General features: G+C 53.4%; 15 protein-coding genes. 12 read left to right on the top strand and 3 right to left on the bottom strand.

Annotation, left to right across the window (positions count from 1 at the left end; translation table 11 throughout):
- Positions 1 to 30 precede the first annotated feature (30 nt).
- The 3 genes from C5J26_RS29780 to C5J26_RS29770 all read right to left on the bottom strand — a co-directional run bounded on the left by C5J26_RS29780 (position 31) and on the right by C5J26_RS29770 (position 1,962).
- Positions 31 to 876 carry a hypothetical protein gene (locus tag C5J26_RS29780; protein WP_172746180.1) on the bottom strand — a complete coding sequence of 282 codons (846 nt, stop codon included), beginning with the start codon at positions 874 to 876 and terminating at the stop codon, positions 31 to 33.
- Between the two features lie 412 nt (positions 877 to 1,288).
- Positions 1,289 to 1,702, bottom strand: a complete 414-nt coding sequence (locus C5J26_RS29775) for a DUF5681 domain-containing protein (RefSeq protein WP_105405053.1) — start codon at positions 1,700 to 1,702, stop codon at positions 1,289 to 1,291.
- A complete protein-coding gene (locus tag C5J26_RS29770) occupies positions 1,699 to 1,962 on the bottom strand; it encodes a hypothetical protein (RefSeq protein WP_172746178.1) in 264 nt (87 codons plus the stop codon). The genes C5J26_RS29775 and C5J26_RS29770 overlap by 4 nt, the downstream gene beginning before the upstream one ends.
- A 92-nt stretch (positions 1,963 to 2,054) precedes the next feature.
- Here C5J26_RS29770 and C5J26_RS29765 point away from each other — a divergent pair, with 92 nt between their 5' ends.
- From C5J26_RS29765 to C5J26_RS29710, 12 genes are all read left to right on the top strand, one after another.
- Complete coding sequence (locus C5J26_RS29765; RefSeq protein WP_105405051.1) at positions 2,055 to 2,480, top strand: hypothetical protein; 426 nt, start codon at positions 2,055 to 2,057, stop codon at positions 2,478 to 2,480.
- An 87-nt stretch (positions 2,481 to 2,567) separates the two neighbouring features.
- A complete protein-coding gene (locus C5J26_RS29760; protein ID WP_105405050.1) occupies positions 2,568 to 4,007 on the top strand; it encodes a hypothetical protein in 1,440 nt (479 codons plus the stop codon).
- A 59-nt stretch (positions 4,008 to 4,066) separates the two neighbouring features.
- Positions 4,067 to 6,325, top strand: coding sequence for a hypothetical protein (locus C5J26_RS29755; protein ID WP_105405049.1), 2,259 nt, complete (start codon positions 4,067 to 4,069; stop codon positions 6,323 to 6,325).
- Between the two features lie 9 nt (positions 6,326 to 6,334).
- Positions 6,335 to 6,586: a hypothetical protein gene (locus C5J26_RS29750; protein WP_105405048.1), complete on the top strand. Its 252-nt coding sequence runs from the start codon at positions 6,335 to 6,337 to the stop codon at positions 6,584 to 6,586.
- A 63-nt stretch (positions 6,587 to 6,649) separates the two neighbouring features.
- Entirely contained in the window at positions 6,650 to 7,684 is a 1,035-nt protein-coding gene (locus C5J26_RS29745) for a hypothetical protein (protein ID WP_172746177.1), read from the top strand.
- 17 nt (positions 7,685 to 7,701) lie between these two features.
- On the top strand, positions 7,702 to 8,640 hold the full coding sequence (locus C5J26_RS29740) for a DUF5309 family protein (RefSeq protein WP_105405046.1): 939 nt from the start codon (positions 7,702 to 7,704) through the stop codon (positions 8,638 to 8,640).
- A gap of 72 nt (positions 8,641 to 8,712) precedes the next feature.
- Positions 8,713 to 9,066: a hypothetical protein gene (locus C5J26_RS29735; protein WP_046641527.1), complete on the top strand. Its 354-nt coding sequence runs from the start codon at positions 8,713 to 8,715 to the stop codon at positions 9,064 to 9,066.
- Position 9,067: 1 nt separating this feature from the next.
- Positions 9,068 to 9,655, top strand: coding sequence for a hypothetical protein (locus C5J26_RS29730; RefSeq protein ID WP_105405045.1), 588 nt, complete (start codon positions 9,068 to 9,070; stop codon positions 9,653 to 9,655).
- The gene (locus C5J26_RS29725) at positions 9,655 to 11,178 is read left to right on the top strand and encodes a hypothetical protein (protein WP_105405044.1); all 1,524 of its coding nucleotides are present in this window, start codon (positions 9,655 to 9,657) and stop codon (positions 11,176 to 11,178) included. Before C5J26_RS29730 ends, C5J26_RS29725 begins: the two co-directional genes overlap by 1 nt.
- 322 nt (positions 11,179 to 11,500) lie before the next feature.
- A complete protein-coding gene (locus C5J26_RS29720) occupies positions 11,501 to 11,920 on the top strand; it encodes a hypothetical protein (protein WP_105405043.1) in 420 nt (139 codons plus the stop codon).
- Positions 11,920 to 13,362 carry a tail fiber domain-containing protein gene (locus C5J26_RS29715; RefSeq protein WP_172746175.1) on the top strand — a complete coding sequence of 481 codons (1,443 nt, stop codon included), beginning with the start codon at positions 11,920 to 11,922 and terminating at the stop codon, positions 13,360 to 13,362. The genes C5J26_RS29720 and C5J26_RS29715 overlap by 1 nt, the downstream gene beginning before the upstream one ends.
- Positions 13,363 to 14,823 (top strand): hypothetical protein, encoded by a 1,461-nt coding sequence (locus tag C5J26_RS29710; RefSeq protein WP_105405042.1) that lies wholly within the window; start codon positions 13,363 to 13,365, stop codon positions 14,821 to 14,823. It abuts the gene before it with no gap.
- The last annotated feature ends 28 nt before the right edge of the window (positions 14,824 to 14,851 follow it).

Genomic DNA, 14,851 nt, shown 5'->3' with positions numbered 1-14,851 from the left:
GACCCGAAGATCTCCACCCTTTTTGTTGGTTCAAACAGCCGCCGTGGACGTTGACTTCTTAGATGCGACCTTGTCCATGGACACCGTCACCTGCGCTTTTGCAGCGGCAAGGCGTTCCTTGTGGAACTCGTAGCCATCTGCAATCAGCGAAGTGATGTCAGCATTCTCAGCCGTTCCGAAGCAAAAGCCATACTTGCCCGGTCCCACCTGAACGACAGTGACCAGAGCATACCCGTCTTCGTTCACAGGAACGAGTTCTGGGGGAGCAGTGAAAACTGCAACCGGCTTTACTTTGGATACAGCAAGCGGAATGTAGTTGCGGACAGCGCCATTCCCTTTGCGGGGCTTGGCGTTTACCGCACGGTCCTTCAACTTGGCCGCTTCGATACCACGAACAACCTTTCCCTTTCCTGCATCAGCAGTAAGGTTTTCAAGGACAGTGGTTAGTCCGTGAACATCGGCTTCAGCCGACTTGTAAAGGTGCCGCATCGCACCCGGAAAGTTCTTGAACGAATACTCGTTCGGTACCCATTCACCGGTTGCGTCGGTCGAGCCGACAAACAATCGAGTGAATGGCAGCATGGGGTTCACACCGTCCACCGTCGGCTTCGACAAGTCGAAACCCTTGGGGAGGGTGATTTTCCGCGTCGTAGCGAGTTCGACCATCTCCTTAGAGAGATCATCGCTCTCCATGATCTTCTTCGCCATCACCACCAGATTGATGATGATCTGCGAGGAAGTCATATTCACCTGTTTGAGGTGACTTTCCAAAACGCCCGACTGCCTGGACAAAATGTCCGCAGCCGGCATGATGCTTTCCGGGGCCTTAGCCCATTCTGCAACTGACATAGAACCTGAGTTCGAAGAGTTATCCATTGTGTACACCTTTTCTTCCACTGTTATCCCCATGATCGGGGCGTGCCACCGAAGTGACGGTATGTTGATCATGGATCATTGCAGCGTATCGGCTCGGCAAAAGCGAGTTAGACCCTTCCTAACGCGGTCGAAACCTTGCCCCACGACGGGCGGCGACTGGACTGGTTAAAGGCATAGGAAATCCGCCGAAGCGGCACCCTCGTACACGAACATCAACTTCAAAGAACTGTCTGATCGATTTCTCTTTCCGACAGACCCGTTCTAGCGGACGGTCGTTGATACGAGGTGAAGGGGCGTGGTAAATTATAGACTTCGTTTGGCGTGCTAAATATCGCACCGGGCGGAGGGATCTTCATAATTATGAAGCAATCTAAAACCGACGTTCCTTTCGCGAATTTTTAGTCCCGAACTCCTATGTGTCGTCCTGGTCCTTTGGAGCGGGTAGGGTTTCAACGTAATCCGCTTCGATCACCGCACCGCGTGTCTTGGCGATACGTGCGAGAAATTCGCCCATCGGCGTAACGGTCACGTCAACATCCACCTTCTGCGCGGCCTTGCTGACGAACGGGTCGATGAAATAAGCGGCGGCTCGTTGGCGTGTCGCTGCGTTCTCGCTACTCATCATCAACTCCCGCATTACCTCAACGGCGTCCAGCGCGTTCATCTGCACGGCTTCCTTGATTTCGGCTAGTTCAGGTGGTCTACCCTTGATGTTGCCGCTCTGGCCCTTTTTCCATCCCATGTTTTTCAGTGCCTCTTTCCGTTCCGGTGTGACGATCTTTCGTTTGTCGTCTGGCTTTGTTGATTTTAGTCTCGGGATTTTCATTCGGTCTCCAACGAACGACCACCCAACTTGCGCAGGAATGCGAGAGCATCAGCGTTCTGAGGAAAGTCCACGCGGAAGCCCAAAGGCGTCGTTTCGTAGATGCTAAAGTTCTCGGTGATGTTGTCTGTGATCCACTTGCCGAAGCGCTGTTCAATCCACGTGCGTTGAGCAATCTCAGTATCCAGCGCTGGATTAGCAGCGATGAAGTTCTCCATATCACCGCGACGATGACCGCCTGCGACTTCGTATTCAATTTTCATTTGCATTCCCCGCGCCGTGCGCAATATCAACCATTCACAAGTATTTAACTCGGGGTCATCAAAACCATCATCAAACCGAAAAGGAGAACAATATGAGTGATGAAATCAGAGCCATGTTCGCGGCGAAGCGAGCAGAGGCACCAGCACGCGGTCAACGTGACCCAATTACGCTGTTCAAGGCGTCAGTTCAGACGCAAATCAAAAAGATGGATCAGGAAATGAAGAAGCCGGGTAGTGCTAAAGGCACAGCGGCGACCAACTGGTTCAAGTCCTACGGAGGTGGCTATCGTTTGCAGTTGGGCAAGAAGCCCATCGAATTGGACGGAGCAAAGTACTGGCAGGTCAACGATCTTGAAGAAGCGAAGGTGCTGTTCGAAGGCGCGCTAACGCTTGCTGATACGGATCGCGAGTTCCAGAAGGCAATTCAGGCGGCCAAGGTTGAAGCGGACACAGCGACTGTTAAAGAGACAGCAACAGCGAAGCCTAAAGGTAGCGGTAAAAAAGCAGCAACAAAGTAGGATAAGAGCCCCGGAAACGGGGCTTTTTCATTTGAAGCAGCAGGAACGTGCTGGAAGATAAATACCGCCGATAGCAATCGGTGGTACATGCAACTTACACAACAACAAGAAGCGCAATTAGCGCCACTCCTCAAACTTTATCAAAATGACATTGCAGCGTTCGTCGTGGACCTATGGGGCGACGAACAGGCGCTTCGACCCAAGCAGTTGGAATTCTGCAACGCCTTTCGCGACAACAAGCGCATCACCTTTAAAGGTGGTGTTGGCTTCGGCAAGACGCGCTCCCTCGCAATCCTCATCTGGTGGGCACTGGTAACGTTTGCCGACGTGCAGGTAACTGTATTCGGACCAACAGAAGCAAACCTTCGCGACAACGTCTGGAAGGAACTGAAAAACCTCCACGATAAGATGGACGCCGCTTGGAAGTCGCAGTTCGATATGAACTCGTTTCGAGCGTGGAGTATTGGCAAAGAGACTTCGTGCTTCGCCAGTTATCGCCTCGTCAACAAGGATAACACCGCAGCGGCTCGTGGTATCCACCAGATCAACAACTTCGTTTTCGTAGACGAGGCTGATGGTGTCGATGATATCATTTACACCGACGCGCTGACGAACATCCTTTCCGACCCCAATCCGAAACTTTGCTTGATCTCGAATCCATCGAAGAACAGCGGGTACTTCTGGGAGACATGGAACGGATCAATTGCGCCGCTGTGGACGAAGATTCACGGCAAGATGACGGATGCACCTCACGTCACGCAAGCCGACCTAGATGCAAAGGCGCTTGAATTCGGTGGTGTAGATTCGCGTCTCTACCGAACAATGGTTCTCGGTGAATTTCCAGAGAACGACGGTGATGGACTAATTCCGCGTTGGATGGTCGAGAAGGCGGTCAACAACGCAACGGCCGTTCCCGCGATTGGTACACCGCACATCTGGGGTGTCGATGCTGCTGGTTCCGGCGACAACTCCGACAATAGCGTGTTGATCAAGCGACAGGATACTGTCGTCGCCGAAATGCCAAAGACATGGCGCGGTCTCGATCCTGCCCAGTTGTCTATCGCGATCCGCTTGGAATTTGAGCGAACCCCTCCCGAACAACGTCCCGAATTCATTTGCGTAGACAGCAATGGCTTGGGCGAAGGTTTGGCTGGCAATCTCCGTATGATGGGCTTGCCGGTCAGGTTCGTGAATGTCGGTACTTCACCAACGCGGAAGCCGCACTTTTACAGCCGCCTGCGTGACCAGTTGTGGTGGGAAGCCGCGGAATGGTTCCGAAATCAGAACGTATCGATCCCTGATCATCCCGACCTGATCAAAGAGTTGGTCACGCCAACCTACACGAGCGACACCGGCAAGATCAAAATCGAAAAGAAAGACGAGATGAAGAAGCGGTTGAAGGGTGCATCACCCGACTACGCAGACGCACTGTGCCTGACCTTCGCCATCAGTCCAACACGTTACAGCAGCCTGAGCCGCGCGTTCGACAAGTTCAACAATGAACGTGATTTGCGCTGGCTGGAATAAATATCAGCAGGACTCCCAGGAAGAAAACAACGGCAGAACCAACTGCCGCGAAAGGCCAAATGGCAAAAAAGAACAAGAAGGCTGACGAGGCCGCTGTAGTCAATCGTATCGCGGTCATGGTGCGTGACGCAGTTGGTGTCTCCGTTACGAATATCGCAGACAAGCAGGCCGTTGGTCTTTCCAGTTATCGCCGCGAACCTCTTGATGGTGATCTCGACAAGAACGGCAAACCGCTACGACCGGGCAAGTCCAAGTATGTCAGCGCTGACGTTCAGGAGCGCACGGACTGGCTAAAATCCAATCTCTACAAGTTGCTGGTCAGCCAAAAGCAGATCGTCAGTTTCGAGCCAAATGGGGCGGAAGACGAGGCACTGGCAGAGCAGCAGAACGATGTAGTCAACCACATTGCCACGGTCAAAAACTCGTTCGGCATGATCATGGAAGACTGGATCGCGAACGGCATCATCACCGGTATAGGTATTGCGACGGTCGAGTTCAAAACCGAGCAAGAGGAAATGCTCCCTGAACTGATCAAGGGCCTCACCGATGAGCAACTGGTTCAGTTCGTAAACGACGAAGAAGCCGGCAAACTTGAAATCATAGAGCGCAGCGATGCCTATTCGGCTCCCGCTCCACCACCACAGCCAGGAATGCCGCCTGAGATGGCAATGCTTTCGCGACCGGTCGCTCCGATGGTTCGCGACATTAAAATCCGTCGCAAGCGTCTGAATATCACCATGCCCATCCGTGCGCTTCCACCGGAAGACTTCATCGTCTCCAAAAACGCGCACATTGACCCTCAGACCGGCGGCATTTGCGCGGACTTGCAAGGCCACAAGCGTCTTGTATCGAAGCAAGACCTGTTGGACATGAAGTTCGACAAGGCGAAGGTCGATCTAATCCCGTTCGCCAGTGACGACGATGCGCCGATGGCCGTCGAGCGCAGCAAGAATACAGACTTTGACCAAGGCGTAGACGAGACCGGCGATAAGGTGACGGTCTACGAAATCTACACGAAGATCGCCATCGATGACGACACGCCTCGCCACTACCGCATTACGATTGGTGGTGATCTGGAGAACGCGCCTGTCATGCTTGCGCATCAAGAGGTCCGCAAGTTCTATCCGTATGCGCCGTTTGTCCCATTCCCTGAGCCAAACACGCTGTTCGGCCAAAGCATGGCTGACCGCGTTGGGCAGGAACAGAACATCAAGTCAAAGTTCATCCGAAACACGCACGATAGTTTCAACAAGTTCGTTGACCCCCTCGTGTTCGTCAATCGAAACGAAGTCAACTTGGACGACCTTCGCAACCCGTATCCGGGTAAGACGATCCGCACCGACGGCAATCCCGCAAATGCGATCTCATATAACCAGCCTCAGTTTGCTGGTGCCGCTGCTATGGGCTTGATCGCACAAATCGACCAGACCATGGACAACGTGACCGGCGCTGGCGGCAACATGATGAGCGTGAACCCAGCGGATTTGCAGAACACAACTGCCACGGCAAGCACCCAGCGTATGAGCGGCCAGCAGATGCGCGTCGAGCATATCGCCCAGACTTTCGCAGCCAGCGGCATTCGCTACCTATTCCGCGTGATCATCGACCTTCTCCGCAACAACGCAGATGACGCCGCAAAACTGATCACCCGCTTGACCGGTAAATACGAGAATATGCGCGTTGACGAGTGGGACTCGGATTTAGACATCACTACCAATGTTGCGTTCGGAGTGACCGATAAACTCGGCTCGATCCAAAACATGCAGATGATTCAAGCCTTGCAGGGTGAAATGGCGCAGTTTGGTCTATCCAACCCGCAGACCGCCTATAACCGCGCCGTTCGCACTCTGGACGTTCTCGGACAGAAGAACCCATCGCTGTATTTCATCGATCCTGAGACCGCGCGGAAGCAGGCCGAGGCGCAACCAAAACAACCACCACCACCAAATCCGCTTGTCGAAGTCGAACAGGTCAAGGCTCAGGCAGCAATGGCCGAGAAGGAAAAAGATCGTCAGTTGGAGATTGCAATCGAGACCATGCGCAATGACCGCGAGAAGGACAAGGCTGCAATGGAATTCGAACTCAAGCGCGCCGAGATCACGGCCAAGTACGCGGCCCAGGTCGATATTGCCCGCGTTGAGGCTGAGACGGCCAAGCAGCGCAACGATCTGGAAATGACCATGCTTGCAAACGAGCAGGCGCAAAAGGCAGCGCAGGAACGCGCTCAGGCAGAAGCACAGGCCGCTCAGCAAGCGCAAGCGCAGCAGGTAGCAGCAATGCAAGCGCCACAACAGCAGATGCCGCCACAGGGCATGTAAGGAGTTAAATTGAAAAAAGAGGAAATCATCAATCGCGGCAATAACGCGAAACTGCTTTTGGAAGCACCGTTCTTCATCGAGACAATGGACGCGTTGAAGCGCAATGCCTGTGAGCAAATGTGGAAGACAGCGCAAGACGACACCCATAGCAGAGATATCCTGCACGCGCAGATGTTGAACTGGAACCTATGCACGAGCCAACTCAGCAAATGGGTTGAGCAAGCCGAGTACTACGCCAACGACGACGTTCCAGAGGCATAAGACAAGAGAATTCAATGCCCTGACTAAATAGTTGCACGATCAACTATTACCCAAGGCATACAAGTGGAAACGAGCAACAATCCCGACATGGGAACTGCATCGGCTACTGACAACAATTCAGCAGCAGATACATTCAAACAACTATTGGACAGCGAAAACGCTACAACCGATATTGAACGTACTGAAACTACCGAAGCACAAAATGCTTCAACATCGGAAGATGAAATCGAAGACGACGCGGAACAACCTGATGAGGACTCCGAAGGCGTTGAAGGCGATGAAACTGAAGATGCAGCGGACGACGAACAGGCAGATACTTCAAACGCCATTCCAGATGACACACTCGTAGACGTCAACGGCGAGAAGTTCACTGTAAAGGAATTGAAGGAAGGCTACAGACGTCAGTCCGATTACACGAAGAAGATGCAAGAGATTGCCTCACTCCGCAAACAGTGGATGGTGCAGGAAGTCGATAAGCATCAAATTCGTAGCGCATTTGAAAACCAGATCAACGGCCTGATGACGGTCGTTTCTCAAGAGTTTGATCTCACGGAACCGAATTGGGAAGCGGAATGGGAAAACGACCCATACGAAGCCCAGAAAAAGAAGTTCCAGTGGGAGAAGCAGCAGGAAAAGCGCATCAAACGCCTCCAAGAGATTGCTGGTTATAAAGCGCAGATCGATGAACAGAAGAAGCAATTCGAGGTCGAACAAACACGTCAACGTAAAATTGAAGCACGTGAAGTTCTAGCCAACGAAATGCCCGAAGTGTTCGGAGATAAGCACGCCAACACAAATCTTGGTGCTGTTGAAACGTTCCTCAATGAACAGGGCGTTCCAGCGGACATGATCGCAGGCATCGATAATCCGGTGCTGATCAAACTCGCATACTACGCGATGCAGCATTTGAACATCGCAAAGCAAGTTCCGAAGGCAGTGAAGGCGGTTGAAGCAAAGCCAGTTATGGCCGCGCCTACAACATCTGCATCCTCAAAGAAGCCAGCCGGCGATCACGTGACCAACTCGATCCGCAGATATCAGAAGACGAAGTTGGAAGACGATGCAACGGCGATCTTCAAAGACCTTTTGAATAATTAATTAAGGAGAAGCCAAAAATGGCCCCGGTTAAAACATCCGATCTAAAGACAATTAAGCAGTCGTGGCATAATGCCGTTTCCACAATCGACCGTGAGGAAACACCTTTCCTGAGTTCGATTGGTACGACTTCGACCACAAACATTCTTCGCGAGTTCTTCTCTAAAAAGTTGAACGATGCGGCTGCAAACGCACAGGCTGAAGGCGCAGATGCTCCAGCAGTTACAAGCACGCTCGCAGCACGCGCGGCTAACGTTTGCCAGATCTTCGCTAAGACACGTTCGGTCAGTACGACTGTTGAAGACAGTTCCACTGTCGGCGAGGTTGATCACATGGCAGAGCAGATCAAGGACGCCTCCAAGGAAATCAAGCGCGACATCGAGAAGGCTATCACTGGTCCTCAGGGTTCGGTTCTTTCCGGTACTCGCGAACTTGCTGGTGCAGAAGCGTGGATCAAGACCAACGCATCTCACGGTGCTACCGGCGTGACCGGCGGCTATAACCCAGCGACAAACGTTGTTGCTGACGTTGTTGACGGTACTCTGCGCGAATTCACCGAAACAATGCTCAACGACGCTTTCCAGGATATCTGGGAACAGGGTGGTCGTGCGAAGACAATCATGCTCGGTGGTTCACTGAAGCGTAAGTTGTCCACATTCAATGGCGGCACAACCGTTAATACGGCTGCTGACAAGAAGACAATCGTTAACGCGGTTGACTACTACGAAGGCGACTTCGGCAAGTACATTGTAAAGCCGAACTTCATCATGCGTACCCGTACAGTCCTGCTTTTGGACGAATCCACATGGGCTACATCGTACCTCACCACATTCACCAAGAAGGACTTGCCTGCTGGTGGTCTCTATGAGGCCAAGATGATCCATGCGGAACTTACGCTGGAAGCACGCGACGAAACCGGCAACGGTAAGATCGCAGACGTTCAGGCCGCAGCAGTCTAATCGAACTAACGAAGGGGCCTAATTGGCCCCTTCATTTTATCGCCCGATAAAAACAATAACAAAGAGGCGAACGTGAACAATGACAATATTCTCGACCTCACCATCGACTTCTTCCTGAAAGACGGAGAAACGAAAGTCGTACATGAGGACGCAAACAAAACCGTAGTCTGGACACGTCAAGGCAACCACGTTGTCGAAGACGTTTACCACCGCAATTTCCAAAGCCTGCTTGAACAAAATGCCGAAGAGGCAAAGGCGTTCAGCGCGACCGGTAAACTCGGCACGAACGTAAAAGTCGCGAGCATTCCGGCCAGCATCTACTACGCATGGGAACAGGAAGGCATCACAGAAGACGACGTTGAAATGGCACGTCGCCTGAATGATCCCGACTACAAGAAGTTCCGCGTGAACGGTTTGAGGCTCTAACATGGCCCTGAACGATTACGCCGCGCTCCAATCCAAGATCATCGAATACGCCGAAGAAATCAGTGTTGACGAGCCAATTGCCGATTTCATCGCCTTGGCCGAAGTCGAATTGAACGTGATCCTCAAGCACTACCGCATGGAAACTGAGGCCGTCCTAACGAGCACAGCCAATGCGGTCGAACTGCCCGATGACTTCCTCGAAGCACGCCTTATTGAAGTCGATGGCAAGATGGCCGTGCGTGTCAGCATCTACGGCGACGTTCTGAATTTTGATGAGATCGGCTATTACCAAGTCGGCAACACCTACAAGATCGTGCCCGAACAGGACGAGCCGCGCACGGTGCGTCTAGTCTACTACCGCAGCCTGACACCGCTGTCCGATGCAAATCCGACCAATTGGCTGCTGACGAAATTCCCGAACGTATACCTGCGTGCATCGCTGGTGCAGGGCTACAAGTATTTCGACAATCCGCGCATGGAAGCATCTGAGCAAGCAGCGCTGGATAAGGCGCTCGCGCTTGTCGATGCGGATCACCGTCGCGCGTTTAACAGCGGCAATACCATCATCTTCGATGGAGGTATGGCCTAATGCTCGTTGATAGCGTGTTCGGTCCTTGGACCCCTGATCTTCCCGACCTCAACAATCCGGGTGTGACAGTCGCACATAACGTCACTCCGGGTGTCGGCTCGATACCTGGCAGCGTCACCTATGGCCCGATGAAACGCGCCAGCGTCTATTCGGCTACCTCGATGGCTTCACGTCCCTTGGGCACGGCTGTTGGGCAGGATAGTTTGGGCACCGCCAAGGTCTACGGCGGTTGCGCAACGAAACTCTACAAGGTCAATCCAGCGAACCGGCAATGGCTCGACGTGAGCCGTGCTGCTGGATACGCGACCGCTGACACCGAGCAATGGCGCAGCGCCCAATATGGCTCCGCCGTGATCATGTCCAACTACACCGATGCTCCGCAGTTCATCGACATGAACGTGGATACGCAATTCGCTGACCTGACAAGTCTCGTGCAGGGCAGGTATGTCAGCGTGTTCAAGAATTTCGCGATCCTCGCGAATACCTATGATCCATTTGACGGCGCAAAGACAAACCGCATTCGCTGGTCAGCAGATGGAAATCCGTTCGACTTCAACTTCTCTGTCGCCACGCAAAGCGACTTCCAAGATATCAACGACTTCGGCTCGATCACTGGTGTTGTCACGGACGATTACGTTTGGGTGCTGATGCAGCGCGGCATTGTCCAAGGCACCTATAGAGGCGACGAATACGTTTTCCAGTTCGACACCGCTTGGAATGGCAAAGGCTGTTCGGTTCCGCAAAGCGTGGTCACAGTCGCCGGTAAGACCTTCTTCCTCAGCGATGATGGTTTCTACCAGATGGAAAAGGGCAACTTCTCCAACATCGGTATCGGCAAGGTCAACAAGACATTCCTCGCGGATGCCGACCTGAGCAAAACCCACCGCATGAGCGTTGCTGCTGATCCAGACACCTCGCTTGTGTACTGGCAATATTGCAGCAAGGCCGCAACAGACGGCTCTCCTGACCGGATCATCATCTACAATTACAACACCGGTTGTTGGTCCGATGCAGACGCGACAAGCGAAATCATCTTCAACGCGATGAGCCTTCCTTGGACAATCGACCAACTCGACGTTTACGGCACGATCGATGATATCCCCGTCAGTTTGGATAGCGCAGTTTGGGCCGGTGGTAAGCCAATGCTCTGGGGCGCAAGCCTTACCGGCGACATTCTCGTCCTTGGCGGTGCGACGCTGCAAGCGACAATCGAGACGCAAGAGCAACACCTGATCAACACGCTTCGGATGATCAACCCGCAGACGCAGGGTGATCGAACAACCGTCATCGGCGTTCGACCATTCTACGAGGGCAATGGTGCGACTGCCTCTCTCAGCGTGGGAACTCGCGCGCTGACCAACGACACAGTTGAGTGGACCCCGATTAAAACGGCAGGCGGTCGCAAGGGTTTCGCATACTTCCGAAAGCAGAGCCGGTTCCACCGTTTCCGATTGCTGCTGAACGGTGAGTGGACACAGGCATCGCTCCTGCAAATTGAAGCAAATCCGGCTGGCTACCGCTAAATACGGGATAACCAAGAGACAACTAAATGCCGATCCCATCAATCTATGACGCGACCAATGCGAAGCAGGTTCAGTCAACTGTAAATCAGTTGGTTCGTCAGTTCGACAACACAGGCAAGTTTGATCTTCCACCGAACGCAACGACAATCACGGTGCAGAACGGAAAGGTCAATCCAAACAGCGTTGTGACCCTTGCACCAAACAGCGACAACGCAATTGGTGCAACATGGTCAGTCACGTATACGACTGGCTCGTTCACAGCGAAGTTTGGTCAGGCAGTCACGACAGTTAGAACGTTTAGGTACGCAATTCACGGAGTGTAATGGCAGTCACAAAGCACGATAGTTTCGAGACATTCACACGCGAATATCATCGTTATCGTAGCCTACTGATTGAAGCCCTCAAGCATTCCCACGGCCACACGATTGAACAAATCGACGCTGGCCTGATCAATCGAGATTACCAGTTCTGGACCACTGACAACGCTTGCGCTGTGACATCGCTCACGGAGTGGCAAGGCAAGTCCGTGTGCTGCTTCTTCCTCGTAGCGGGCAACAAGTCCCGCGCATTGCTCGAAATCTTCGAAGTCGGTTTGCCCTCGGTCGAGGAATACGCGCGGTCGCATGGCTGCGAAGGCGTGCTCGGAATTGGCCGAGCCGGTTGGTCACGCATCACAACAGCATTCGGTTTCACCACCCACAAAGGGGACGACGAAACGATATATTTTAAAGGACTTGCATAATGGGTAGCACGCCAAAAGAGACCACCACAAAAACAGAACCATGGGATGCGGCAAAGCCAATTCTTCAGAAGTACTACAACAAGGCTGACAAACTCTTCGAGGCTGGCGCTCCGCAATATTATCAGGGGTCCACTGTTGCGGATCAATCCAAAGCGACAAAAGACGCGATGGCGCAGCAGGAAGCGATTGCTCGTGGTGGTCAAGGAACGGCTGCGCTGACCAACGCGCAGAACGCAGTTGCCAATATTGCTGGCGGCTCGGCTAATCCCACACAGGCCCAAGACACACTCTCGCGCTTGCAAACAAGCACAGCCGCTGGAACGAATCCAGCAGCCGGCCAAGTTGCCAACGCAGGTAATTTCACGAACGCAGGAGCGGGCTTGCAACAGCAGCAGGCGAACAATCTGGCTTCATCGAAGAACCCGGTGTTGTCGAACCTCATGGCTACGGCATCCGGCGCGAACGTCGGTAAGAATCCATACTTGGACCAGATGGTAGCAACACAGCAGGGCAAGATTGCCGACCAGTTGAAGAACGTCACGATGCCGGGCATTTCCGGTCAGGCGAACATGCTGGGTCGTTCAGGTTCGAATGCGTTCGCAACTCAGTTGAACAACGCGACATCGACAGCAGCGGAAGCGATGGGTCGAGCAGCAACCGACATGTACGGTGCTCAGTATAACACCGATATTCAGACACAGTTGAACGCGAACCAGCAGGTCGGAAACTTCTACAACAGCGACCAGCAAAACCAGATTTCCGCAAATGCGAACGTGGCGAACACCAGCAATTCTCAGCAGGCACAGCAGTTGGCCGCATTGGGCTTGCAGAGCGACATTCACAATCAGGACGTCAACAACGGCTTGAACAACTCGAAACTCCAACTGGATGCAGCGAATAGTCAGGCCGGAAATGCAAACGCCGCTGCAAACACTCAGTTGGGCGCGGCTGGCATGGCTGGCGATGCCTACGGTTACGGTTACCTGCCTTCGCAGCAATTGGGCCAGATCGGCGCAATTCAAGATACCCGCGCACAGGACGTGTTGAACGCCGACATTCAGAAGCACGATTTCGAGCAGACACAACCGATTAGAAATATCGCCGACATGATCAACATGGTCAACGGCGGTGGTTACAACAACGTGACTACCCCTGTGTACTCGAACACGGCGGGTCAGGTTGCTGGTGGTTTGGGTTCGCTTCTCGGGCTGCTCACACTTTGCGACGAGCGCACCAAGCGCACCATCCGTCAGATCGGTTTTATGCCGGTTGCCGATGGTTCGACAATCCCGATGTACGAGTTCACCTACAAGGACGATCCAGAGCAAACCACATGGGTGGGTCCAATGGCTCAAGAGGTCGAAGAGATCATTCCAGACGCGGTTATTGAAATCGGCGGTCGCAAACACATCATCACCGATACATTCGTGGAGGCCGCGTAAATGGCAAACTTCGATTTCCTAAGCATGTGGCAATCACTGACCGACGAGGACAAAAAGAAACTGCAGGAGCAGGCTCAAAGTGGTCTGCTCAACGTTGATCAACCTTCACAGGCTCCTGCACCCGCTCTGCTCGACACTTCGGCTCCTGCTGAACCTGAGAAGAAGAACCGAACGATGTTTGGCCTGCTCGACGGCATCGTTCCGCAAGACGACGAGAAACGACAAGCCCTCGCAATGGCTCTCATCCAAGGTGGTGCTGGTGCTATGATGGCTGGTGGACCTAGCCGCGATCCAATGAACTTCGGCTCTGTCCTCGGCGCTGGTATCGGTGCAGCGGCAAAAGGCTATGGCGACGCTCGCAAGGATGGTCTTGAGGAACGTCTGACCAACGCGAAACTCGGCGCGAACCAGATCAAGTTGCAGCGCGATCAGGCGAACAAAGATGCCATCGCTGCGCTCGGTATCGATACCAACAGCGATCAAGCATATAGCATCTCTCAGTTGAAGGCGTTTCACAAACTCGCCTTGGACAACAACGAGTTCGGAGCCGCAAACGCGCTGATGGAACGTATTCAGCGGCTTGATGACGAGCAGCGTAAGAACGGCGCGCTGCTCGGCCCTGATGGGTACGAACTTGCTCCCGGCGTTGCGCAATCGGCAGAAGACCTATCCCGCGCCAAGGATGCTGGCCAGTACACGACCGACCGCAAGGACTACGAGTTTGGCCTTGAAGACCCGAAATTCCGTCAGGAACGGATCGACCTTAAGCGCGCGGGTGCAACAAACATCACCAATGGCGGCGGCTCGGATAAGCAGATCTTCGACACGATGCTTGCTGAGAACGAGAAGGCACGTCAGGCGCAAAACGGCTTGAAGGGCATCTACGAGGCACGCAACGCGGTCGAAAGCGGAGGCGTGTTCGGCGCTGGTGCTGACTATGTGCTTGGCCTTCGAAAGATCGGTCAATACGTGGGCATCGGTGACGTGGACAAGATCACAAACACTGAAACCTTCCGCTCGGCTATCGCTCCGCAAGTTTCGGCAATGCTCAAGATGACGGTCGGTTCGGCCAACATTTCGAACAGTGACCGTGAGTTCGCTGAAAAGGCTGCTGGTGGTTCTATCCAACTGGACGAGACCAGCATCACACGCCTGCTCGATATCATGGAGCGCGGCAACAAGGACTTGATCACCTCGTATAACAGCAAACTCGACACCGTTTATCCCGGCGACAACGACACCTTCAAGCGAGAGCGTTCGGTTCTCGGTGGTGTTTCCGTTCCCGAATACACGCGGCCTGAGAAGAAATCGAACCTGCTGGACATCGGTGACGATGGAAAGGCTAGTCGCCCGGTCGAAACACCACCGGCTGCGGTCACGACAGTTGATGATTACAACAAACTGCCGTCGGGAGCGTCGTACATCGATCCCCGCACGAAGCAGATCAAGAAAAAGAAATAACTACCACAAGAAGCCCGATCAACGGGAC

Source organism: Neorhizobium sp. T7_12 (genome assembly GCF_002968535.1).
Taxonomy (GTDB): Bacteria; Pseudomonadota; Alphaproteobacteria; order Rhizobiales; family Rhizobiaceae; genus Neorhizobium; species Neorhizobium tomejilense.
The sequence above is the reverse complement of the archived record's forward strand: the minus strand, read 5'-3'. Positions and strand labels throughout refer to the sequence as shown.